The organism is Sphaerisporangium sp. B11E5, from assembly GCF_039871875.1.
Taxonomy (GTDB): domain Bacteria; phylum Actinomycetota; class Actinomycetes; order Streptosporangiales; family Streptosporangiaceae; genus Sphaerisporangium.
On record NZ_JBDPMD010000024.1, the window covers coordinates 76794 to 101253 of the forward strand.

The 24460-nt window shown below is 74.3% G+C and carries 6 protein-coding genes; 2 read left to right on the top strand and 4 right to left on the bottom strand.

Translation table 11 applies throughout. The features are described from left to right. Positions 1 to 47: 47 nt before the first annotated feature. The 3 genes from ABGB17_RS21810 to ABGB17_RS21820 are packed head-to-tail and all read right to left on the bottom strand — an operon-like array spanning position 48 to position 14884. Positions 48 to 1370, bottom strand: a complete 1323-nt coding sequence (locus ABGB17_RS21810) for a PLP-dependent aminotransferase family protein (RefSeq protein ID WP_347632370.1) — start codon at positions 1368 to 1370, stop codon at positions 48 to 50. Next, positions 1367 to 14611, bottom strand: coding sequence for an amino acid adenylation domain-containing protein (locus ABGB17_RS21815; protein ID WP_347632372.1), 13245 nt, complete (start codon positions 14609 to 14611; stop codon positions 1367 to 1369). Before ABGB17_RS21815 ends, ABGB17_RS21810 begins: the two co-directional genes overlap by 4 nt. A 57-nt stretch (positions 14612 to 14668) precedes the next feature. Further along, positions 14669 to 14884 carry an MbtH family protein gene (locus tag ABGB17_RS21820; RefSeq protein WP_347632374.1) on the bottom strand — a complete coding sequence of 72 codons (216 nt, stop codon included), beginning with the start codon at positions 14882 to 14884 and terminating at the stop codon, positions 14669 to 14671. A 460-nt stretch (positions 14885 to 15344) separates the two neighbouring features. Between ABGB17_RS21820 and ABGB17_RS21825 the strand changes: the two genes are divergently transcribed. After that, entirely contained in the window at positions 15345 to 22178 is a 6834-nt protein-coding gene (locus ABGB17_RS21825) for an amino acid adenylation domain-containing protein (protein ID WP_347632376.1), read from the top strand. A gap of 28 nt (positions 22179 to 22206) precedes the next feature. Further along, a complete protein-coding gene (locus ABGB17_RS21830; protein WP_347632378.1) occupies positions 22207 to 23031 on the top strand; it encodes a methyltransferase domain-containing protein in 825 nt (274 codons plus the stop codon). A 179-nt stretch (positions 23032 to 23210) separates the two neighbouring features. Here the strand turns inward: ABGB17_RS21830 and ABGB17_RS21835 are convergent, their stop codons facing one another. After that, a complete protein-coding gene (locus tag ABGB17_RS21835) occupies positions 23211 to 24362 on the bottom strand; it encodes a hypothetical protein (RefSeq protein WP_347632380.1) in 1152 nt (383 codons plus the stop codon). Positions 24363 to 24460 lie beyond the last annotated feature (98 nt).

The window sequence follows — 24460 nt, forward strand, 5'->3', positions numbered from 1 at the left end:
AGCGGGGTGATCTGGTCCTTTGTCACTGTCCTCACCTTTCGTGTTGGTCAGGCGCCGGGTTCGCCGGGCGCCATGGGGGATTCGATGAACTCGCCCAGCCGCGAGACGCCCTCTTCGATGTCCTCGTGGGTCAGGTAGCTGGTCGAGAGCCTGATGCCGTGGCCGCCTTCACCGCGCGGGTAGAAGTACGACATCGGCGTCCAGATGACTCCGAAGTCCTGCGCGGAGCGCTTCAGTGCGGCGTTGTCGGCGTGGAAGGGCACGCGCAGGAAGATGAAGAAGCCTCCGGCGGGGGCGTTCCAGCGCACGCCCGCGGTGGCCCGGTGCGAGGCGGGGAACCGCCGTTCCAGGCACTTCAGGGTGAACCGCATGGAGTCCTGGTAGTAGGCGGACGTGTCGCGGTTGAACTCCGACAGCCGCCCGTCGCACGCGAGCAGCGCCCCCGCCACGACGGCCTGGCTGAGTGACGGCGTGTTCACCGTGATCATGCTCTTGATCTTGGCGAGCTCGTCCGCGAGCAGGCCACGGCCGCCCGCGGGGTCCACGACCGTCTGGTCGGCCACCGCGAAGCCGACCCGGGCGCCGGGGAACAGGGTCTTGGAGTAGGAACCGAGGTGGACCACCCGGCGGTCCCGGTCGAGGGACTTCAGCGTGGGCAGCCGCCTGGCGGTGCCCGCGAGGCGGTACGGGCTGTCCTCCAGGATCAGCAGGTCCTGCCGTCCCGCGAGGTCCAGCAGGTCGCGCCGCACGTCGAGCGGCATGGAGACGCCGGAGGGGTTGGAGTGGTCCGGCATCACGTAGACGGCCTTCGGGCGCCGCCCGAGGGCCCGCTCCCGCGCGACGGCGTTCTCCAGGTCCGCGGGGAACAGCCCGGAACCCCGTTCCCTGACCGGGACCAGCTCGATGTCCAGCAGCCTCGCCGCGCCGGTGATGCCCACGTAGCACGGGCTCGTGGTCAGCACGACGTCGTCGCGGCCGGAGACCAGCGCACGCAGCGCGAGGAACATCGCCTCCTGGCACCCGACCGTCACCACGACGGACTCCGGCGGCACGTCGATGCCCTCGTCCGCCAGCAGCGAGCCGGCGATCAGGTCGCGGATCCGGCCGGCGGCCGGGCCGTACTGGAAGACGGACTCCCTCACCTGATCGGGCGACAGGCCCCGCTCGGCCAGGTGACCGAGGTAGCGGTGCAGGTGGTCGAAGACCTGCGTGGTGTCGAAGAACCCGTCGTACGGCCGGCCCGGGGCGAAGGAGATCGCCTCGGGGTACCGCATCGTGATCTCGTTGAGGAAGTTCATCGTGTCCATGACGGGGTCGGCGAGGCTGGAGTGCAGCTCCGACCTGCGCAGCTCCCCTGGGGCGGCGGTCACGGCGCGCCTCCCTGTGCCGCCGGGGCTCCCGGTGCGCGGGTGCCGGTCTCGGCGCGAGCGATCTCGTGCCCGATCAGCGGGCCGATCGTGTCCAGGGCCTCTCCCTTGATGATGTCGATGTGGCTGGACGTGGTGGCGTGGGCGTCGAAGCCCCCGTGGAACAGGTCCTTCCAGGCGGCCGACGCGGGGACGGCACCGGGGCAGTCGGGGGCCGTGTCGAAGAAGAGGCCTCGGCCGCGGGCCGGGACCGGGGTGTGTTCCGTCATCGCCCGGTGGTTCTCGCGGGCGACGCGCACGAGGTTCCCGATCTCCTCCTCGCCGAGCGCGCCGAGCGGGCTCCCGGCCTCCCGCAGCAGCCGCCGCAACGTGCCGGGATCGGCGTCCGGGTCGGCCACGGCGCCGTCGAACGCCATGACCCTCAGCTCGTGGTCGCCGGCCGCCGGGCTCGTCGCGTCGTGCGGGCCGTGGTAGGAGTCGAACAGCACGGTCAGCGGCACGTCCTCGCCCATGGTTTCGAGGTCCACGGCCATCTGCTGGGCGACGGTCCCGCCGAACGACCAGCCCGCGAGGACGTACGGCCCGGACGGCCGGATCTCCCGCACCCGGCGCAGGAACGCCGCGGCCAGCGCGGGCACGCTCATCGGGACCACCCGGCCGTCCACGAGACGCGGGTCCTGCAACGCGTGCACCGGGTGCCCGGCCGGGAGCCGGCTCGGCAGCGCCGAGTAGCCCCAGCCGAGGCCGTTCACCGGGGGCACCAGGAAGATCGGCACGCGGTCGCCCGCCGTGCGGTAGGGGATGGACGGGGCGATGCTCGCGACCCCGCCGGCCGCGACGACCGGGGTCAGCTCCCGCACGGTCGCGGCGTCGAACACCTCGCGGACCCCGATGCCGGAGCCGAAGACCTCACGGACCCGGCCGGCCAGCCGTACCGCGAGCAGCGAGTGGCCGCCGAGGTCGAAGAACGAGTCGTCCAGGCCGACGGCGGGCAGGCCGAGCACCTCGGCGAAGATGTCGCAGAGGAGCTGCTCGCTCGCGGTCCGGGGGCCGTCGCTCCCGCAGGCGGGCTCGTGGACCGGCGCGGGCAGCGCCGCCCGGTCGAGCTTGCCGTTCACGGTGAGCGGCAGGCGGTCGAGGGCCACCAGCGCCGGCACCATGTAGCCGGGGAGCGTCCTGGTGAGGTGGGACGTGACGGCGCCGAGGTCCGGACGGGTGCCGGGGTGGGGGACCAGGTAGGCGACGAGGCGCCTGTCGCCCGGCCGGTCCTCGCGGACCACCACGGCGCAGCGGCTCACCCCGGGCAGCGCCGACACCACGGCCTCGACCTCGCCGGGCTCGATCCGGTGGCCCCGGATCTTCACCTGGTCGTCGGAGCGGCCGACGAACTCCAGGTTCCCGTCCCCGCGCCACCGCACCACGTCGCCGGTGCGGTACATCCGCTCCCCGGGGCCGCCGAACGGGCAGGCGACGAAACGTGCCGCCGTCAGCGCCGGCTGGTGCAGGTAGCCGCGGGCCAGCACCACGCCGGACACGTACAGCTCGCCCGGCGCGCCGGCCGGGACCGGCCGTAGCCGCTCGTCGAGCACGTACACGCGGGTGTTCCAGAACGGGCGGCCGATCGGCACGGCGCCGGAGGGCGTCGGGGTGCCCGGCTCCATGCGGTACTCGGTGCAGTTGACCGTGGCCTCGGTGGGGCCGTAGGCGTTGACCACCCGGACGCCCGGGTGGGCCGCGCGCCACTCGGCGAGCGCCTGGCCGCGCAGCGCCTCGCCGCCCACGATCAGCGTGCCGGTCGGGGAGGCGTGCTCGGGCAGGGCCGTCAGGAGGGTGAGGTGGGAGGGGGTGACCTTCATGAACGACACCCCGGTCACGGTCTCGTCCAGGTCGCCGACCACGACGTGGCCGCCGGACACCAGTGGGGACCACAGGGCGGTCACCGTGAGGTCGAACGCGAACGACGAGTGCACGAGCGAGACCCCGGCGGCGTCCGGGTACACCTCGCGGGCCCGCGCCAGGTACGCCCCCAGTGAGCGGTGCTCGACCACCACGCCCTTCGGGCGGCCCGTCGAGCCCGAGGTGTAGATGACGTACGCGGGCCAGGACGGGTCCACCCGGGGGAGGTCGTCGCCGGTGTCGCCAATGGTCTCGGCTTCCGCGAGCCAGTTCTCGTCGACGACCAGGTCGGCGTCACCGAGGACGCGGGCGACGCGGGCCGGGGGGTACTCCGGGTCCACCGGCACGTAGGCGGCGCCTGACTTGGCCACCGCGAGGAGGGTGACGACGAGCTCGGGTGACCGGGGGAGCCGCACCGCGACCCGTCGCTCGGGGGCCGCGCCCCGCGCCACCAGCAGGCGGGCCAGCCGGTTCGCGCGCCGGTCGACCTCGGCGTACGACAGGTGGCCCACGGCGGGGGCGTCGGGTGTGCGGGCGGCCTGTGCCTCGAACAGCGCGGGGAGCGTGGTGCCCGGCACCTCGCGGCCGGTGGCGTTCCACTCCTCGGTCAGCCGCCGTCGCTCGTCCGTGGAGACGATCTCGATGTCCCCGGCGCGCAGGCCGGGGTCGGCGACCACCGCGCGAAGCACGCTCGCGAGCCTGCCCGCCAGCGCCTCCACCGTGGACGGGTCGAACAGGTCGGTGGCGAAGTTCACGCTGCCCGCCATGCCGCCGGGTGCGCCGTCCGCGGTGAACCGCTCGGCGAACGCGAACGCGAGGTCGAACTTGGTGCCGGCGACGGGGGCGGCCACCGGGGTGGTGTCCAGGCCGTCGGCCCGCAGCGGGGCCGTTTCCTCGTCCTGGTCGCCGAGGAGCAGGACGACCTGCACCAGGGGGTGGTGGGTGCGGGTGCGTGCGGGCTGGAGTGCCTCCACGAGGCGGTCGAAGGGGAGGTCGTGGTCGAACGCGGCGAGGTCGGCGTTCCGGACGCGGGTGAGCAGATCGGTGAAGGTGGGGTCGCCGGAGAGGTCCGTCCTCAGTACCACGGTGTTGACGAAGAACCCGACGAGGTTCTCCAGGGCGTGGTCGGTGCGTCCCGCCACGACGGTGCCCAAGGGGATGTCGGTGCCGGAGCCCATGCGGTGCAGGGCCACGGCCAGGGCCGCCTGCAGGACCATGAAGACGGTGACGTCGTGCTCGCGCGCGGTGCGGCGCAGGGCGGCGTGGGTGGCGGCGTCCAGGGACAGGCGCGCGGTGCCGCCTCGGTGGCTGGGGGTGGCCGGGCGTGGGCGGTCCATCGGGAGCGGGAGCTGGTGGGGCATGCCGTCCAGGGCGGTGCGCCAGAAGTCCAGGCGGCGGGTCATCTCGTCCGGGGCCAGGAGTTCGTGCTGCCACAGGGTGTAGTCGGCGTACTGCACCGGCAGCGGCTCGAAGTCCGGCGCGTGTCCGTCCGCGCGGGCCTGGTACGCCTTGGAGAGGTCGTCGGCCAGGGGGCGCATGGACCAGCCGTCGGCGGCGATGTGGTGCAGGGTCAGCACCAGGAGTCGCCGGTCCGGGGCCTCGTCGATGAGGGTGACGCGCAAGGGGAGGTCTTCCGCCAGGTCGAAGCGGTGGTTCGCCGCCTTGGTGGCCAGGGCCATGGGGTCTTCTCGTGGCGTGATGTGGTCGACGACCAGGAGGTCGGCGGCTTCCTCCGGGGTCAGGACGTGCTGGGAGGGCTCGCCGGCTTCCTCGCGGATCAGGGTGCGGAGGGATTCGTGGCGGTGGAGGAGGTCGTGGAGGGCCCGGGTCAGGGCGTGGGTGTCGAGGTGGCCGCGGACGCGGGTGTGGAGGGCGATGTTGTACTGCGTGCCGCCTTCCAGGCGGTCGAGGAACCACAGGCGCTTCTGGGCATGGGAGAGGGGGACGCGGTGGGGGCGTTGCCGTGCGGTCAGCGGTGGGGTGCTCGCCGGGTCGTGGTCTTCCAGCAGGCGGTGCAGGCGTTCCGGTGTGGGGGCGTCGAAGATCGCGCGGACCGGGAGGCCGGCGCCCAGCACGGAGTGGATCTTGTTGATGACGCGGACGGCCAGCAGGGAGTGGCCGCCCAGGGCGAAGAAGTCGTCCTCGACCCCTGCCGACGGCACCCCCAGCACCTCGGCGAAGATGTCGCACAACAACTCCTCGCGCAGCGACCGCGGGGCCCTGCCGCTTGTCTCGTACACCGGCGCGGGCAGCGCCGCACGGTCGAGCTTGCCGCTGTCGTTGCGGGGGATCGCCGGGAGGGTGACGTAGGCGGCGGGCACCATGTACTCCGGGAGCACACGGGCGAGGAAGGCGCGCAGTTCCGCCGCCGTCGGGGACGACCCGGCCGCGTCCGGGACCGTGTAGGCCACCAGGCGGCGGAGGCCGGGGACGTCTTCACGGACTGTCACGGCTGCCTGCGTGATGCCGGGGTGGGTGGTCAGGGCGGTTGCGATCTCGCCTGGTTCGATGCGGAAGCCGCGGAGTTTCACCTGGTCGTCGGCTCGGCCCATCAGGTGGAGCGTGCCGCCGGGGGTGCGGCGGGCCAGGTCGCCGGTGCGGTACATGCGGGTGCCGGGGGGGCCGTAGGGATTCGCCACGAAGCGTTCCGCGGTCAGGGCGGGGCGGTTCAGGTAGCCGCGGGTCAGGCCCTCGCCGGACAGGTAGAGCTCGCCGGGGACGCCGACGGGGACGGGCTGGAGGGTGGTGTCGAGGATGTGGGCCTGGGTGTTGGCCAGGGGGGCGGACCATGAGCCGCGGTGGTCGTGGTGCCAGCCGTAGGACTCCACGGTGCACTCGGTGGGGCCGTAGAGGTCGTGGACGGCGGTGCCGGTCAGGGTGCGCAGGTGTTCCCACAACGGAGCGGGGGTCGGCTCGGAGCCCACGCCGAGTACGGCGGGGCGGTAGGTGCCCTCGTCGAGGAAGCCGTGGGCCATCAGTTCGCGGAGGAAGGTGGGGGTGGTGTCGATGAAGTCGATGTGGGCGTCGCGCATGTAGGCCAGCAGGCAGGCGGGGTCGGCGCGGGTGGTGTCGTCCACCACGTGGAGTTCGTGACCGGCGAGGAGCCAGAGGATCTGCTCCCAGGAGCCGTCGAAGCTGAACGAGACCGTGTGCACGGCGCGCAGGCGGCGCGAGCCGTTCCGCCCGGCGGCGGGGTCGATCAGGTCGCGGCGTTGCGCGGCGAGCAGGTTGCGCAGGCCGCCGTGGGTACCAACGACCCCCTTCGGGACGCCGGTGGAGCCTGAGGTGTAGATGATGTAGGCCGCCGCCTGCGGGGGGAGGGGGACTGGGGAGAACACGGAGGGGGTGGCGACGGCGGTCAGGTCGTCCACGTGGACCAGGGGGACGCGCGGGGTGTCCGGAAGGGTCGCCGCCAGTGCCGAGGTGGTGAGGACACAGGCGGGGGCGGTCTCGGTGAGCATCGAGGCCAGGCGGTCGGCGGGGAGGTTGGTGTCGATGGGCAGGTACACCATGCCGGCGGTCAGCGTGCCGAGGACGGCCTGCACCATCGACGCGCGGGGCAGGGCGAGACCGACCACCGTCTCGCCCGTCGTGCCGTACGGCCGCAGCAGCCGCGCGATCCCGTTCACCTGCGCGGACAGCTCGGCGAAGGTGAGCGAGTACCGCTCGGTGACCAGTGCGGTCGCCTCGGGGCGCGAGCGTGCCACGTCGGCGAACACCTCCGGCACCGTGCGCGCGTCGAGGGGGTGGGCCGAGTCGTTCCACGTGGTGAGGGACGCCTGCCGCTCGTCCTCCAGCAGCACCCGCAGCCGGCCGGCGGGCGTCTCCGGGCGCGCGGCCACCTGCAGGAGCAGGCCGGTCATGCGCTCGGCCATGCGCGTGGCGCTGGCACTGGTCAGGACGTCCTCGGCGTGGCCCACGAGCACGGTGAGGCGGTCCTCCCCCACGTGCTCCACGAACATGAAGTCGAGGTCGAACTGGGCGGCCTCGTCCGCCACCGGCAGCCACTCGGCGGGCAGGCCGAGCACACCCTCGGGGCGTTCCTCCTGGTGCCGGTAGCTGAGCGCGACCTGGAACAGCGGGTTGCGGCCCGCCGCGCGGGCCGGCTGGAGGGCTTCGACGACCTGCTCGAACGGCAGGTCCTGGTGGTCGAACGCCGCGAGGTCGGCCTGCCGCACGCGGGCGAGCAGGTCGGTGAACGCCGGGTCGCCGGACAGGTCCGTGCGCAGCACCACGGTGTTGACGAAGAAGCCGACGAGGTCGTCCAGCGCGGCGTCGCCGCGGCCGGTGACCGGCACGCCGAGGGGGATGTCGGTGCCCGCGCCCATACGGTGCAGCAGCGCGGCCGTCGCGGCCTGCGCCAGCATGAACATGCTGACGCCGTGCTCGGCCGCGAGGGCGCGCAGGGCACGCACCACCGGCGGCGGCACCTCGGCCCGCGCCACGCCGCCGCGGCCGGTGCGTTCGGCGGGCCGCGGGTGGTCGAAGGGCAGCGGGATCTCGTCGGGCAGGCCGTCGAGCGCGTCCCTCCAGTACGCGAGGCGGCGGGCGCTCAGGCTGTCCGGCGCCGCGGGGTCGCCGAGCAGCCGCCGCTGCCACAGCGTGTAGTCGGCGTACTGCACCGGCAGCGGCGCCCAGTCCGGTGCCCGCCCGGCGGCCCGCGCGGTGTACGCGGTGGTCAGGTCGGCCAGCAGGGGACGGTCCGACCACTCGTCGGTGACGATGTGATGCAGGACCAGCGCCACCACGTGGTCGTCCGGCCCGAGGCGCCACACCTCGGCCCGCAGCAGCGGCCCGGCGGCCAGGTCGAACGGCCGGCGCGTCGCGGCGGCCACCCGCCCGGCCAGCTCGTCCTCGGCGCACTCGCCGGCCAGGAACGACGGCCGCGCCGCCGCCGCGTCCACGATCCGCTGCACCAGCTCGCCGTCGTGCTCGGCGAACATGGTGCGCAGCGCCTCGTGCCGCTCCACGACGTCCTGGACCGCCGCCCGCAGCGCCTCGACGTCGAGGGGGCCCCGCCGCCGGAACACCAGCGGCAGGTTGTACGCGACGCCGTTCTGCGCGAGCCGCTCGACGAGCCACAACCGGCGCTGGGCGGGGGAGGCGGGGATGTGCTCGGGGCGCGGTACGGGCCGCAGCCCCGGGCCGGTGGCGCCGGCCGGGCCGAGGCGTTCCGCGAGCAGCGCCGGGGTCGGCGTCTCGAACACGTCGCGCAGCGCCGGGCGCACGCCGAGCCGCGCCTGGACGCGCGCGATCATGCCGGTGGCGAGCAGGGAGTGCCCGCCGAGGTCGAAGAAGGAGTCGTCCGCGCCGACCGACGGCAGGCCGAGCACCTCGGCGAAGATCTCGCAGAGCAGTTTCTCCCGCTCGGTCCGCGGCTCGCGCCCGCCCGTCTCGTACTCCGGCGCGGGGAGCGCCGCCCGGTCCAGCTTGCCGTTGACGGTGACCGGCAGGTGGTCCACGGCCACGAGCGCGGGGACCATGTACCCCGGGAGCGTCGCGGCGAGGCGGGCCCGCACGGCGGTGAGGTCCAGGCCGGGGCCGGGCACCACGTAGCCGGCGAGGCGTTTGTCGCCCGGCCGGTCCTCGCGCACGACCACCGCGCACCGGTGCACACCGGGCACCGCCGCCAGGGCGTTCTCGATCTCGGCGGGCTCGACACGGAAGCCGCGGATCTTCACCTGGTCGTCGGAGCGGCCGAGGAACTCCAGGCTCCCGTCGGCGCGCCACTTCACCAGGTCCCCGGTGCGGTACATGCGCTCGCCCGGCGCGCCGAAGGGGCAGGCGACGAAGCGGTGCGCCGTGGTGCCGGGCCGTCCGAGGTAGCCGCGCGCGAGGCCCGCGCCCGCCAGGTACAGCTCGCCCGGCACCCCGGGCGGCACCGGCCGCAGGTGGCCGTCCAGGACGTACAGCCGGGTGCCGTCCAGGGGGGCGCCGAGGGGCACGGTGTCGCCGACGCGGTCACCGTGCACGTACGGCGTCTGGGTGACGCACAGCGTCATCTCCGTCGGGCCGTACGTCGTGCGCACGATCGTGCGGGGGCAGCGCTCGATGACCCGGGCCACCGCGCGCGGCGAGATGACGTCCCCGCCGGTGGTGACCTCGGCCACCGAGGCGAGGACGTCGGTGAGGTCCTCGGCGACGACGCGGAACAGGCCGGCGGTCATGCTGACGCGGGTGACCGCGTGGTCGCGGATGAGCGTGCCGAGCGTGTTCGCGTCGAGCTTGCCCGGCGGCGCGACGACCACGGTGCCGCCGGTCAGCAGCGGCGCCCAGATCTCGTACGTGGACGCGTCGAACGCGTGGGAGGCGTGGAACAGCACACGGTCGCCCGGCCCCACCTGCCACGACGGGTCGCGGGCGAGGTCCACCACGTTCTGGTGGGTGACGGCGATGCCCTTCGGCTCGCCCGTGGAGCCGGAGGTGAACATCACGTACGCGAGCTGCCCGGGGTGCGGTGCCCGCACGGCGGGGGCCGCGGGGGTGGGCGGAGGCATGAGCAGGACCCGCCGGCCCTCGGTCAGCTCGTGGTCGCGGAACGTCTCGTCGACCAGCATCACCGGGCTCTTCGACCGGCTCACGATGCCGCGCAGGCGCGTGACGGGATGCGCGGCGTCCAGCGGCAGGTAGGCGGCGCCCGCCTTCAGCACGCCGATGAACGCGGCGATCAGGTCCGCCGAGCGCTCCATGAGGATCGGCACCGGGGTCTCGGCGGCGACACCCGCCTCGATGAGCGCGGCGGCGGCCTGGTCGGACCGCGCGGCGAGCTCCTCGTACGTCAGCTCCTCCTCCCCGCCGGTCACCGCCACCGCGCCGGGGGCGCGGCGGGCCTGCTCCTCGAACGCCTCGACCAGCGAGCGGGCCGGCCGCGCCGGCGCGGCGCTCTCGCCCATGGCCAGCATCCGCGTCCGCTCGGCGCCGGTCAGGACGCCGATCCGGCTGATCGGGGTGCCCGTGTCGGCCAGGGCCTGGCCGAGGACGTGGATCAGGCACTCGCCGATCCGCCGGACGGTGGCGGCGTCGAAGACGCCGGTGGCGTACCCGAGCCACAGGGTCAGCCCGGCGCACGTCCCGTCGGCGGCGTGCCGCTCGCCGAACGTGAAGTCCAGGTCGAACTGCGCCGCGCCGGGGTCCGCGGTCTCGTCCGCGCAGTCCAGACCCGGGAGCGCGAGTCCCGCGTCCACACCGTTCGCCATGCCGACGGTGACCTGGACGAGGGGGTGGTGGGTGAGGGTGCGTGCGGGCTGGAGCTCCTCGACGAGGCGGTCGAAGGGGAGGTCCTGGTGGTCGAACGCCGCGAGGTCGGTGTGGCGTACGCGGTGCAGGAGATCGGTGAAGGCGGGGTCGCCGGAGAGGTCGGTGCGCAGCACGACCGTGTTGACGAAGAAGCCGACCAGATCCTCCAGCGCCTGGTCGCCGCGCCCCGCCACCATGGTGCCGAGGGGGATGTCGGTCCCGGCGCCGAGGCCGTGCAGCACGACGGCCACGGCCGCCTGCAGCACCATGAAGACGGTGACGTCGTGCTCGCGTGCCGTGCGGCGCAGCGCGGCGTGGACGGCGGCGTCCAGGTCGAGGGTGACGATGGCGCCGTCGTGCCCGGCCACCGGCGGGCGGGGCCGGTCCAGGGGCAGGGCGATCTGGTGGGGCATGCCTTCCAGGGCGGCGCGCCAGTAGCCGAGCCGGCGGTCCGTCTCCGTGGCGTCGCCGGAGCCGAGCAGGTCGTGCTGCCACAGGGCGTAGTCGGCGTACTGCACCGGCAGGGGCTCCCAGCCGGGGGCGGTGCCGGTCGTGCGGGCCCGGTACGCCTCGGCGAGGTCGCGCGTCAGGGGACGCATGGACCAGCCGTCGGCCGCGATGTGGTGCAGCACGAGGACCAGCAGGTGCTCGGACGGGCCCTCCTCGACGACCGTCATGCGGACGGGCAGCTCGGCGGCCAGGTCGAAGCGGTGCCGGGCGGCACGGCCGGCCACGTCGCCCGCGTCCTCACCGGGCCGGACGTGCTCCACGACCAGCCGGCGGGCGGCCTCGCCGGGGTCCAGCACGTGCTGGAACGGCTCGCCGCCCACCTCGCGGTACACGGTGCGCAGGGCCTCGTGGCGGTCCAGCACGTCGCGCAGGGCCTCGGTGAGCGCCGTGACGTCCAGCGGCCCGCGGACGCGGGTGCGCAGCGGCACGTTGTAGAGGGTGCCGCCCTCCAGCCGGTCCAGGAACCACAGGCGGCGCTGCGCGTACGACACCGGGAGCGCCTCCGGGCGCGGGCGGGCGGTGAGCGCCGGCCGCGCGGCGCCGGCGTCCCGTTCCTCCAGCAGGTGCCGCAGGCCGTCCACCGACGGGGCGTCGAACACCGCACGCACCGGCAGCGGCACGCCGAGCACGGCCCGCACCCGGTTGACGACGCGGACCGCCAGCAGCGAGTGCCCGCCGAGCTCGAAGAAGTCGTCGTCCAGCCCCACCGACGGCACGCCGAGCACCTCGGCGAAGATGTCGCACAGCAGTTCCTCGCGCACGGTACGCGGGGCTCGTCCCTGCTCGCCCGTCTCGGCCGCGGGCGCCGGGAGCGCCGCCCGGTCGAGCTTGCCGTTGACGGTGACCGGCAGGTGGTCCACGGCCACGAGCGCCGGCACCATGTAGCCCGGGAGCGTCGCGGCGAGCCGCGCTTTGACCGCGGTGAGGTCCAGCCGGGTCCCCGGCTCGGGCACCAGGTAGCCGGCCAGGCGCTTGTCACCCGGCCGGTCCTCGCGCACCACGACCGCGCAGCGCGCGACCCCGGCCACCGCCGACAGGGCGGTCTCCACCTCGCCGAGCTCGATGCGGAAGCCGCGGATCTTCACCTGGTCGTCGCCGCGCCCGAGGAACTCCACGGTCCCGTCGGCGCGCCAGCGGGCGAGGTCCCCGGTGCGGTACATGCGCTCGCCCGGCGCGCCGAACGGGCACGCGACGAACCGCTGCGCGGTGGTGCCGGCCTGGCCGAGGTAGCCGCGCGCGAGGCCGGGGCCCGCCGCGTACAGCTCGCCCGCGACCCCGGCGGGTACCGGCTGCAGGTGTTCGTCCAGCACGTACACGTCCGTCCCTGACACCGGACGGCCGATGGTCACCGCAGAGCCCGCTTCCAGCGGGCCCCCGGTGGCGCAGACGGTGGTCTCGGTGGGGCCGTAGGAGTTGACGAGCCGGTAGCCGCCGGACCACCGCTCCAGCAGGTGCTCGCTGAACGCCTCGCTGGCCGTGATGATCGTCATGCCGGGCGGGAGCACCCCGTCGCCGAGGGCCATGAGCAGCGACGGCGTCAGCGTGACGTGGGTCACGTGCCCCGGCGAACGGCCGTCGAGCAGCGCGTCGGGGTCGCCGACGACCAGGGTGCCGCCCGTGAGCAGGGCCATGACCATTTCCCACACCGAGCCGTCGAAGCTGATGGAGGCCACCTGGAGCACACGGCTCCCCGGCCGCACGCCGTACTTCGCGAACTGCGCCACCAGCCTGGCGAGCCCGGTGTGGGTCAGCATCACGCCCTTCGGCGTGCCGGTGGAGCCGGAGGTGGAGATGACGTACGACCCGTTGCCGAGCTCAGGGCCCACCGGGGCCCGCGCGCCCGCGAAGGCGTCGAGGTCCACCTCGGCGACCCGCACCTCCCGGACGCCGGGGGCGTCGCCGAACCGGCCGTGCTCGTCCACGAGGGCCAGGACCGGCGCGGACTGCTCCAAAATCGTCCGCTTGCGTGCGAGAGGCAGGCCGGGGTCGACCGGCACGTACACGCCGCCCGCCTTGCTCACGGCGAGCAGCGCCGTCGCCAGGTCGGCGGACCTGCGCATCGACACGGCCACACACCGGTCGGGCCCCACCCCCGCCGACGCGAGGAACGCCGCCAGCCGGCCGGACCGCGCGTCCAGCTCCGCGTACGTCCACCGCACCGGGCCGTCCTCGACGGCGGGCGCGCCGGGGTCGCGGCGCACCTGGCGGGCGAACAGCTCCGGCAGGGTGGCGGGGGTGACCTCGCCGCCGCGCCCCCACCGCCCGACGATGGTGTCCCGCTCGTCGTCGTCGAGGATGTCGAGGCGGCCGACGCGGACCCCCGGGTCGGCGGCGACCTGGCGGAGCACGGAGATCAGCCGCCGGCCGAGCGCGGCGGCGGTCGCGCGGTCGAACAGGTCGGTGGCGTACCCGACGGTCAGCTCGGCGCCCCCGACGCGGCGGCCGAGCTGGAAGGACAGGTCGAACCTGGCCGTCGTCGTGGGAGGCGGGACCGCCTCGCACGTGAGGCCGTCCGCCTGGAACAGCGGGGTCTCGTCGGCGTCCTCGGCGACCACCACCACCTGGATCAGAGGGTGGTGGGTGAGGGTGCGTGCGGGCTGAAGGTCCTCGACGAGGCGGTCGAACGGCAGGTCGAGGTGGTCGAAGGCCGCGAGGTCGGCGTGGCGCACCCGCTGGAGCAGGTCGGTGAAGGCCGGGTCGCCGGAGAGGTCGGTGCGCAGCACGACCGTGTTGACGAAGAATCCGACGAGGTCGTCGAGCTGATCGTCGCCGCGCCCGGCGACGACGGTGCCGAGGGGGACGTCGGTGCCCGCGCCGAGGCGGTGCAGCACGACGGCCAGCGCCGCCTGGAAGATCATGAACACGGTGACGTCGTGCTCACGGGCGAGGCGGGCGAGCGCGGTGTGGGCGGCCTCGTCCAGGGGCAGCTCGACGGCGGCGCCCCGGTGGCTCGGCACCGCGGGGCGCGGCCGGTCCAGGGGCAGGGTGAGCTGGTGCGGCATGCCGTCCAGGGCGGCGCGCCAGAACTCCAGCAGGCGGGCCGTCTCCTCGGTGGGGGCGTCGTCGGTGCCGAGCACCTCGTGCTGCCAGAGGGTGTAGTCGGCGTACTGCACCGGCAGAGGCTCGAAGTCCGGCGCGTGCCCGCGGACACGGGCCCGGTACGCCCGCGACAGGTCCCGGGCCAGGGGCCGCATCGACCAGCCGTCGGCCGCGATGTGGTGCAGCACGACGACCAGCAGGTACCGGTCGGGGGCCTCCTCGATCACCGTCGCCCGGATCGGCGGCTCGCCCGCCAGGTCGAAACGGTGCCCGGCCGCGCGGACGGCGAGCTCGTCGGGGTCCTCGCCCGGGGCCGGGCGCACATGCTCGACGACGAGCAGCCCGGCGGCCTCGTCAGGGGCCAGCACGTGCTGGACGGGCTCCCCGCCGCTCTCCCTGACGAGGGTGCGCAGCGTCTCGTGGCGCTCCACCACGTCCCGCAGGGCACGGGTGAGCGCGGCGACGTCCAGCGGCCCGCGGATCCTCGTGTGCAGCGGCACGTTGTAGAAGGTGCCGCCCTCCAGCCGGTCCAGGAACCACAACCGCCGCTGTGCGTACGACACCGGGTACATCAGGCAGCCTTTCGAGTACTCGTGGGCAACGGTTATTCGAATACGGTGTCAGCCGCGATTTCCGTCCATCGCGGCCTTCAGGCCGGCCGGCCGCATGTCGGTCCAGTTGCTTTCGATGTAGGCGACGCAGGTGTCCCTGGACGAATCGTCGAGCCGGATTTCCCAGCCCGCGGGGACCTCGGCGAACGAAGGCCACAGGGAATGTTGTCCTTCGTCGTTGACCAGCACCTTGAACCGGCTCGTCTCGTCGTCGAAGGGATTCATCGATTTCTCCTGACCCGGTGAATAGGATCTTCCTGTGAACGCGACGCGGACAGGTTAAGCACGCGTATCGCCGCGAGACAAGGCAGGTGAGCGGCCTGTGCTGGCATGAAGATGCCACCGCGACGGCCCCGGCACGGCGGCGCTCCACGGTTACGTACTCCGCACTTTCACCAAGCTGTCAAGGTGAGTCGAGGCGTTGTCATGCCGGAACCACGTCCCTAGGGTGAGGCCCTGATAGACGTGATCGAAAGGAGTGTCCGGCTCCATGAACGCCGCTACGTTTTCCGCCGGCGACCGCGAGGGCGCGGCGGGCAGAGCGCTTTCGAAGAGTTCTGCCGGTCCTTTCGAGAACCGACCGTCATTTCATGTCCGCGCCGTTTCGGAAGAAGACGGCAGCCCTGTTTCAGAAGAGCATGCCGCCCTCGTCCCCGGCGCATGGACCCAGGGCCCGCCGGCGCCGGTGGGAACCGCCCCGGAATTCTTCGCCGAATGGGTGCGCCGCACTCCTGAGGCCCCCGCGGTGGAGGACGGCCCCACCCGCCTGACCTACGCGGAGCTGGACGCCCGCTCCACCCGCCTGGCCGCCTTCCTGACGTCCGCCGGCGTCCGCCCCGACACATACGTCGCCGTGTCGATGGCCCGCTCGGCCCACCTGATCGTGGCCATGATGGCCACGCTCAAAGCCGGCGGAGTCTACGTCCCGATCGACCCCACGTACCCGGACCCTCGCAAACGCCTGATCCTGGCCCAGGTGACCCCGCCGGTCGCCTTGGTGGACACCCCCGCCCGCCTCCCCCACACGAGCACCACCCGGCAACTGATCATCGGCGAACTCGACCTCACCCCCTCCCCGCCACCGCCCCCCACCGGAGACACCGCAGGGGTCCGCACGGTGTCGGTCGGACGTGATTCCGCAGGGTTAGTCGGTGACGGCCTGGTGGGACCTGGTGTGGGCGGTCCGGGGGAGGGTGCCGCGGGGGTCCGCGCGGTGTCGGTCGGGGGTGGTTCCGCAGGGTTTGTCGGTGACGGCCTGGTGGGGCCTGGTGTGGGCGGTCCGGGGGAGGGTGCCGCGGGGGTCCGTGCGGTGTCGGGTGGAGGTGGTTCCGCAGGGTTTGCCGGGGTCGATCTGGTGGGGCCTGGTGTGGGCGGTCCGGGGGAGGGTGCCGCGGGGGTCCGCGCGGTGTCGGGTGGGGGTGGTTCCGGAGGGCCCGTACCGGGGGACCCGGCGGGGCCCGCTTTGGACGGCGGGGCGTATGTCATCTATACGTCCGGGTCGACCGGGCGTCCCAAGGGCGTCATGGTGTCCCACGCCGGGATCGGGCGGCTGGTCGCACGGTTCGGGCAGTTCGGGGCGGGGCCGGGGGCGCGGGTGCTCCAGGTCGCGTCGATCGGGTTCGACGGGTCGGTGTGGGAGATGTTCATGGCCCTGCTGACCGGTGGCACGGTCGTGGTGGGCGATCCCCAGGAGTTGCTGACCGGGCGGGCGCCCGAGAACGTCACGCACGTGACGCTGACGCCCTCGACGCTGGCGACGCTCCCCGAGCACGTCCTGCCTGAGGGCACGGTGGTGATCACGGCGAGCGAGGCGGCGACCGGGCATCTGGTGGAGCGGTGGGCCGGCCGGTTCGCGCTGGTGAACTCCTACGGCCCGACCGAGACGACGGTGTGCGCCACCGGTGGGCCGCTGCTCGCCGGCGACGAGGTCACGATCGGCGTTCCGGTCCCCGGCACCGACGTGTTCGTGCTCGACGAGCGCCTGCTGCCGGTCCCCGCCGGGGTGACGGGCGAGCTCTACGTGGCCGGCCCGGGCCTCGCCCGCGGCTACGTGGGACGGCCCGACCTGACCGCGGAGCGTTTCGTCGCCTGCCCGTACGGCCCGCCCGGCGGCCGCATGTACCGCACCGGCGACCTCGCGGCGTGGACCCCCGACGGCAGGCTCCTCTTCGCCGGCCGCGCCGACGACCAGGTCAAGATCCGCGGCTTCCGCATCGAGCCCGCCGAGGTCGAGAACACCCTGATGACCCACCCCGGCGTCGCCCAGGCCGCCGTCATCGTCCGCGAGGACGTCCCCGGCAGCAAACACCTCGTCGCCTACGTCGTCCCCGCCACCCCGTCCACCGGCCACGAGGGCGTCCCGTCCCGGGAGGACCATCCCGCCGCCCTGTCCACCGGCCACGAGGGCGTCCCGTCCGCGTCCCGGGAGGACCATCCCGCCGCCCTGTCCACCGGCCACGAGGGAGTCCCGTCCGCGTACCGGGAGGACCACCCCGCCGTCCCGTCCACCGCCCGCGGAGATGTCCCGGATGTCCCGTCCGTGTATCGGGAGGACCACCCCGCCGCCCCGTCCGCGCCTCGGGCGGACGCCTCCGGCGGGCTCCGGGAGGACTGGGAGCAGGTGGTGGAGGAATGGCGGCAGGGGGCCGACGCCCTGTACCGCGACGAACCGGGGGTGGCGTTCGGTCAGGACTTCTCCGGATGGGACAGCCGCCGCACCGGTGGTCCCATCCCGCTCGCCGAGATGCGTGAGTGGCGTGCGGCGACGGTGGAGCGGGTGCTCGCGCTCCGGCCCCGCAGGGTGCTGGAGATCGGGATCGGCACCGGACTGGTCCTCGCCGAGGTGGCGCCGCACTGCGCCGAGTACTGGGGCACCGATCTGTCGCCCGTCGTCGTCGAGCGGGTGCGTGCCCATGTGGCGGCCGATCCGGCGCTCGCCGCGCGTGTGCGGCTGCGGCACCTGCCCGCGCACGACATGGACGGGCTGCCGGACGGCCACTTCGACGTCGTGGTGATGAACTCGCTCATCCAGTACTTCCCGGACGCGGACTACCTGACCGGCGTGCTCGGCCACGCCCTGGACAAGCTCACCCCCGGCGGCGCGGTGTTCGTCGGCGACATCCGCGACGCGCGCCTGCTGCGGTGCTTCTGGAGCGCCGTCGAGCACCGCCGCGCCGGGGCAGGCGCCACCCAGGACGCCGTGCGCGCCGCCGTCGAGCGGCGCGTCGCCCAGGAGGGGGAACTCCTGGTCGGCCCGGACTACTTCACCGCCCTCCGCGCTCTGCACGACTCCATCGGCGCCGTGGACATCAGAGTCAAACGCGGCCACGCGGACAACGAGCTGAACGCCTACCGGTACGACGTGACCCTGCACAAGAAGCCCGCCCGCCCGGCCACCTTCGAGGCGGGTCCCGTCGTCACCTGGGGCGAGCACGGCGTCGGCCTGCCCGACGTCGAACGGCTGCTCACCGTGGAACGGCCGCCGTCCCTGCGGGTGAACCGCGTGCCGAACGGCCGCCTCGCACGGGACGTCGAGCTGACGCGCGCCCTGTACGGGGTCGCGGACCTCGGGGACGGCGGCGGCCCTGCCCTTGAGGACGATGGCGGCGCGGACTCTCGGGGCGGCGGCCCGGCCCCTGGGGACGATGGCGGCGCGGACTCTCGGGGCGGCGGCCCGGCCTTTGAGGACGGCGGCGGCGTGGATCCCGAGGAGTTCCATCGGCTCGGGGAGCGCCTCGGCTACACCGTCGTGGCCACCTGGACCGGCGGCGACGCCGAGGGTGCGCTGGACTACGTCTTCGCCGGCGGCACGCCGCCGGTCGCCTGGGAGATCTACACACCGGCCGGCCCTGGCGTTTACACCAACGACCCCGGCGGTGCCCGCAGGAACGCCGCGCTCGCGCCGGCCCTGCGCGACCACGCCCGCGCGTCGCTGCCCGAGTACATGGTGCCGCTGGTGATGGTGGTGGACCGGCTGCCGGTCACCGTGAACGGCAAGCTCGACCGGGCGGCGCTGCCCGCGCCGGTGTACGAGACGGGCGGCCGGGGGCCGCGGTCGGTGCGCGAGGAGTTGGTGTGCGACATCTTCGCCGAGGTGCTCGGTGTGCCGTCGGTGGGGGTGGACGACGACTTCTTCGCCCTCGGCGGTCATTCCCTGCTGGCCGTCCGCGTCGTCAACAAGATCCATGCCGTGCTGGGCGTCTCCCTCGCCGTGCGCGCGGTGTTCGACGCCCCCACCGTGGAACGCCTGCTCCACCTGCTTGAGCGCCACGACCCCGGCCGCACCCGTCCCGCACTCACCGCGCGGCCACGCCCCGAGCGGGTCCCGGTGTCGTACGCCCAGCGCCGTTTGTGGTTCCTCGACCGGCTGGAGGGCGGCGTCGCCTACAACGTGCCGCTGCACACCCGCGTCCGCGGCCCCCTGGACGTCGCCGCGCTGACCGGAGCCCTGCACGACCTGCTGGAACGCCACGAGACCCTGCGCACCCTCATCCGCGAGGCCGACGGGGAACCGTTCCAGCACGTCCTGGACCCGAGCGAGGCTGCCCGCCTGCTGACCGTCGAGCACGTCCGGCCGGGCGAGCCCCCGTGCGCCGTCGCCGGCCACGTCCGGGAGCCCGGTGAGGACACCCGTGACATCGCCCGCCGTGCCGCGCGCCGCCGCTTCGACCTGGCCGCCGAGCTGCCGATCCGGGTGACGGTCGTCGAGGAGGGCCCGTCCGATCACCTGCTGGTCGTCGTCTTCCACCACATCGCCGCCGACGGCTGGTCCATGCGCCCCATGGCGCGCGACCTCGCCGAGGCGTACCGGGCCCGCGTGAACGGCGCCGTCCCGGACCGGCACCCCCTGCCGCTCCGGTACACCGACCACACCCTGTGGCAACACGAGCTGCTCGGCCCCGAGGACGCCCCCACCGAGCAGGCCGCCCGGCAGCTCGCCTACTGGCGCGCCGCCCTGGACGGCATGCCCCACCAGCTCACCCTGCCCCTGGACCGGCCACGCCCCGCGACCCCGAGCCACGACGGCGGCGCCGTGGAGCTGACCCTGGACCCGGCCGTCCACGCCGCGCTGCGCCGCACGGCACGCGAGCACGACGTGACCCCCTTCATGGTCGTGCAGGCGGCCCTGGCCGTCGTGCTGCACCGTCTCGGCGCCGGGACGGACATCCCTCTCGGCACCGTGGTCGCCGGGCGCACCGACGAGCAGCTCGACGACCTCGTCGGCTTCTTCGTCAACACCCTGGTGCTGAGGACGGACGTCTCGGGCGATCCCTCGTTCACCGATCTCCTGCACCGGGTCCGCCACACCGACCTCGCGGCGTTCGACCACCAGGACCTCCCCTTCGACCGCCTCGTCGAGGAGCTCCAGCCCGCACGCACCCTCACCCACCACCCCCTCATCCAGGTCTGCCTCACCGTCCACGACGACCTCGACACCACCACCGGGTTCCCCCTGCCGGGCCTTTCGTGCGCGTTCGAACCGTCCGGCCAGGAGGTCGCCCGTTTCGACCTGGACCTCACGGTGACCGGCGACCGGCTGCGGATCACCTACGCGACCGACCTGTTCGACCGCGTCACCGTGGACACCCTGGCCGAGCGCCTGCTGAACGTCCTGACCCAGGCCGCCGCCGCGCCGCGGGCCCCGATCGGCCGCCTCGACGTGCTCACGCCGCACGAGCGCCGCCGCCTCGCCGCCTTCAACGACACCGGCGCCCCGCAGCCGCCGCGCACGGTGCCCGCGCTGTTCGCCGCGCGGGCCGCGAGCACCCCGGACGCTTCCGCGGTGCTGCACGACGCCGGACGGCTCACCTACCGCGAGCTGCACGAGCGCTCCGACCGGCTGGCCCGTGAGCTGCTGCGCGCCGGGGTACGGCCCGACGCGCCGGTCCCGCTGCTGATGCGCCGCTCGCCGGAGCTCGTCGTGGCGATCCTCGGCGTGCTCAAGGCAGGGGCCGCGTACCTGCCCCTGCACACCGACCAGCCCTTGGCGCAACTGCGCGCGGTGCTGGGCACGGTCACCGCCCCGGTGCTGCTCACCGACTCCGCTCACCGCACCCACGAGCTGACCGCCGGCCGCCACGTCGTCACCGTCACCGCCGCCGGCGAGGCGCCCGCGGACGACCCGGCACCGCTGCCGGAGGTGGACCCCCGGCAGCTCGCCTACGTGATGTACACCTCCGGGTCCACAGGGGAGCCCAAGGGCATCGCCGTCACCCACCAGAACCTCGCCGACCTCGCGCTCGACCCCTGCTGGCAGGTCGGCCCCGGCGACCGGGTGCTGTTCCACGCCCCGCACGCCTTCGACGCCTCCGTCTACGAGATCTTCGCCCCCTTGCTGCGCGGCGCGGCGATCGCCGTCGCGGGCACCGAGCTGCTCGACCCGGCCGCGTTCGAGGCCGTGCTCACCCGGCACGAGGTGACCCACCTGTCCCTCACCGCCGGCCTGTTCCGCGTGCTCGCCGAGGACGCCACCAAGGCGTTCGGCGGCCTCACCGAGGTCACCACCGGCGGCGACGTCATCGCCCCCCAGGCCGTCGGCCGCGTGCTGCGCGAGCACCCCGGTCTCGTCGTGCGCACCACGTACGGCCCCACCGAGACCACTCTCTGCGTCACCCAGGAGCCGCACACCACCCCGGGCGACGACACCGCCCCTGTGCCGCTCGGCCGCCCGCTGGACGGCACCCGCGTGCACCTGCTCGACCACCGGCTGCGGCCCGTGCCGCCGGGCACCGAGGGCGAGATCTACCTCGCCGGGGCGGGCCTGGCCCGCGGCTACATCGGGAAGCCCGCGCTCACGGCCGGACGTTTCGTCGCCGACCCCTCCGGCCCGCCCGGCGCCCGCATGTACCGCACCGGGGACCTCGCGCGCTGGACCGCCGCGGGCGAGCTGATCTTCACAGGGCGGGCCGACGACCAGGTCAAGATCCGCGGCTTCCGCGTCGAGCCCGGCCAGGTCGAGGCGGCGTTCGCCGGGTTCCCCGGCGTCGGGCAGGCCGCCGTCGTCACGGGTGAGGACCCCGCCGGCGGCACCCGGCTCATCGCTTACGTCACCCCGGCGCCCGGCGCGTGCGAGGACCCCGACCCGGCCGTGCTGCACGCCGAGGCCGCGCGGGTGCTGCCCGACTACATGGTGCCGGCCGCGACCGTCGTGCTCGCGACGCTGCCCGTCACCCCGAACGGCAAGCTCGACCGCGCCGCGCTGCCCACCCCGGTGACGGCCCCCGCCGGCCGCGGCCCGCGCACGCCGCGCGAGGAGCTGCTGTGCGGCCTGTTCGCCGAGGTGCTGGGACTGCCGAGGGTCGGCGCCGACGTGAGCTTCTTCGACCTCGGCGGGCACTCCTTGCAGGTGGGGCGGCTCGTCAACCGGATCCGCACGGTGCTCGGCGTGGAGATCGGCATCCGCGCGGTCTTCGACGCCCCCACGGTGGCGAGGCTCGCGGAGCGGGTCGACGAAGCACGCCCGGCCCGACCGAAGCTGCGGCGCAGAACGCACGCGGACCAGCGTGGCGGCATGCCGTGAACCTGACCGACCAACCAAGGAGTGAGTAGTGCCAGTACCTCCTGTCCTCCTCAAGGAAGACGAACTTCTCCAGGACGAGACGTCCGGCTCCGCCTACGAGACCGCCAGGGACCTCTCGAAGTACCTCCTCATGCACTACGGCACCGTCGAGGACGCCTTCGAACGCCCCCACCACCCCCTGGCGCCCTCGCACGGCTTACCGGCCCGGTTGTCGGAGCTGCTGGAGGTGGCGGCGCTGCGCAGCGGCACGCGCGTGAACGCCGTGCTCGACGTGGGGTGCAGCGTGGGCGGCATCTCGCACGCGCTGAGCAGGTGGGTGCGGGACGTGGTGGTCGGCATCGACGCGAGCGTGCGCTCCATCGAGGTGGCCCAGTCCCTGACCCGTCACGGCGGCGGCACGTTCAGCGTCGCGCAGCTCGGCCCGTTCTTCCGCGAGATCAGCTTCACCCTCCCCGCCGCCGAGCACCGCGCGCGCGTCGAGTTCGAGGTGAGCGACGCCTGCGCGCTCGCCACCCCGCGCCGGCCGTTCGACGCCGCCGTCTTGTCCAACGTCCTCGACCGGGTGAGCGACCCCCTGGTCTGCCTGCGGCAGTTCACCGACTCCGACGCCCTGCTGCGCCCCGGCGGCCTCCTGATGATCGCCTGCCCCTGGTCGTGGTACCCCGAGTTCAGCCCGCCGGAGGCCTGGCTCGGCTCCGCCGGCGACTGCGTCACCAGCGAGCAGGCGCTGAAGAACTTCCTGTCAGGGCACATGGAGCTGCTGCTGGAGAAGGACGAGCCCGGCGTGCTCTGCCAGAACCCCCGCGAGTACGACTACTTCGAGGCCCACGTCACCGTCTGGCGCAAGCGGTGACGTCCCACCCCGGCCGGTAGGGACCGGTCCGTGTCCCCGCGCGGGTGCCGGTGTCGCAGCGGCGGACCCCCGGCCGCCCATCAGCACCCGCAGGGCGCGGCTCGCCGGCATCGCCCTGTCCCGCCACCGACGCCGGCGGGGCCCGCACCGCTCTGTAACGTATCGCCGCGCCGCCGGGCTCATCGGCCGCGCGGCGCGTAGGCCGGCACCGCGCTCAGGTCCACGTCGGCGTCCGGCCATCGCCGCCGCAGCGCCTCGGCCGCGCGCCACGCCCAGCCGGCGAGGCGGGGCAGTGCACGGAAGGCGCCCGCCGTGCGGGCGGCCGCCTCCAGCGTGGCGACGAGCTGCGGCCGGCTGCCGTCCCCCGGCGCCCGGCCGTCGAGCGTGGGCACCCGGCACAGCCGCACCAGCGCGTACGACACGCACGCCGCCGCGAGCCCCCGCCCGTACCGCGCGTCGTCCTGCGCCTCGGGCACCCCCGCCGCGAGCGCACGCCGGTAGGCGTCCCCGGCTCCGATACCGATCGCGTCCCCGACCGACAACCACCCGGGCCCGGGGACGAACAGGCACACGGCGTCATGCAGGGCGTGCGTGTACCCCGCGAACTCGAAGTCGATCAGCCGCGCGTCCGGCGCCCCCGACGCGTGCACCAGCACGTTGTTCGCCTCCGGATCGCCGTTGCTCAACGCCAGGAACCCCCGCGGCTCGGCGAGCTCCCCGAGCGCCACCTCCAGCTCACGCCCGGCGCCTCCGGAGATCTCCGCCCCGATCCGCGCCGCGACCCGGATCCCCTCGTCACGGAACCCGCTCCACCGTCCCGCGCGGTCGGCCGCCGGGTCGACCGCCCCGAGCGCGGCCCGGCGCGCGTAGTAGTCCTCCGCCCGCCCCGCGCTCGCCGCGCCGAGCTCCCCGCGCACCCGGGCGAACGCGAGAAGCCGCTCCCTGTGCGCCGCCGCCCCGCCTTCCCGCAGCACCCCGTCCAGCGGCACCCGCGGCCCGAGGTCCTCCAGCACCACCACGCCCGTGGCGATGTCGGCGGTGATGAGCCGGGGCGCCGCCCCGAAACCGAGGTCGTCCGCAAGGAACCGCAGGGCGGCCACCTCGGTCCGCACCCGCCACCGCGCGCTCCGCGTGCGGTCCGGATGCGCCCGCACCCATTTGACGATCAACCGCTCCGGGACGCCCGGCCCCGCCAGCCGCACCCGGGCGACCTCCCACGGCTCCAGCCGTTCCCACGCGGTCGCCGCGACGGCCGCGGGGGCGTAGCGGCGCGCCAGAAGGGCCTCCGCCGCCGCACGGCTCACCGATCGGGCCGGTTCGTCACGAGGCATGCCGTGTCCACATCCGGCACCTTATCGCCGTGGTCCGTTCCCGGGCCGGACCGCGGATCGCGGGATCCGAGATACGCGAAGCCGCATGGAGGATGGTC

Excerpts from the sequence above, each read along its gene's own strand:
- ABGB17_RS21835 (WP_347632380.1), bottom strand. The coding sequence starts at position 24,362 with ATGCCTCGTGACGAACCGGCCCGATCGGTGAGCCGTGCGGCGGCGGAG.
- ABGB17_RS21820 (WP_347632374.1), bottom strand. The coding sequence starts at position 14,884 with ATGAATCCCTTCGACGACGAGACGAGCCGGTTCAAGGTGCTGGTCAAC.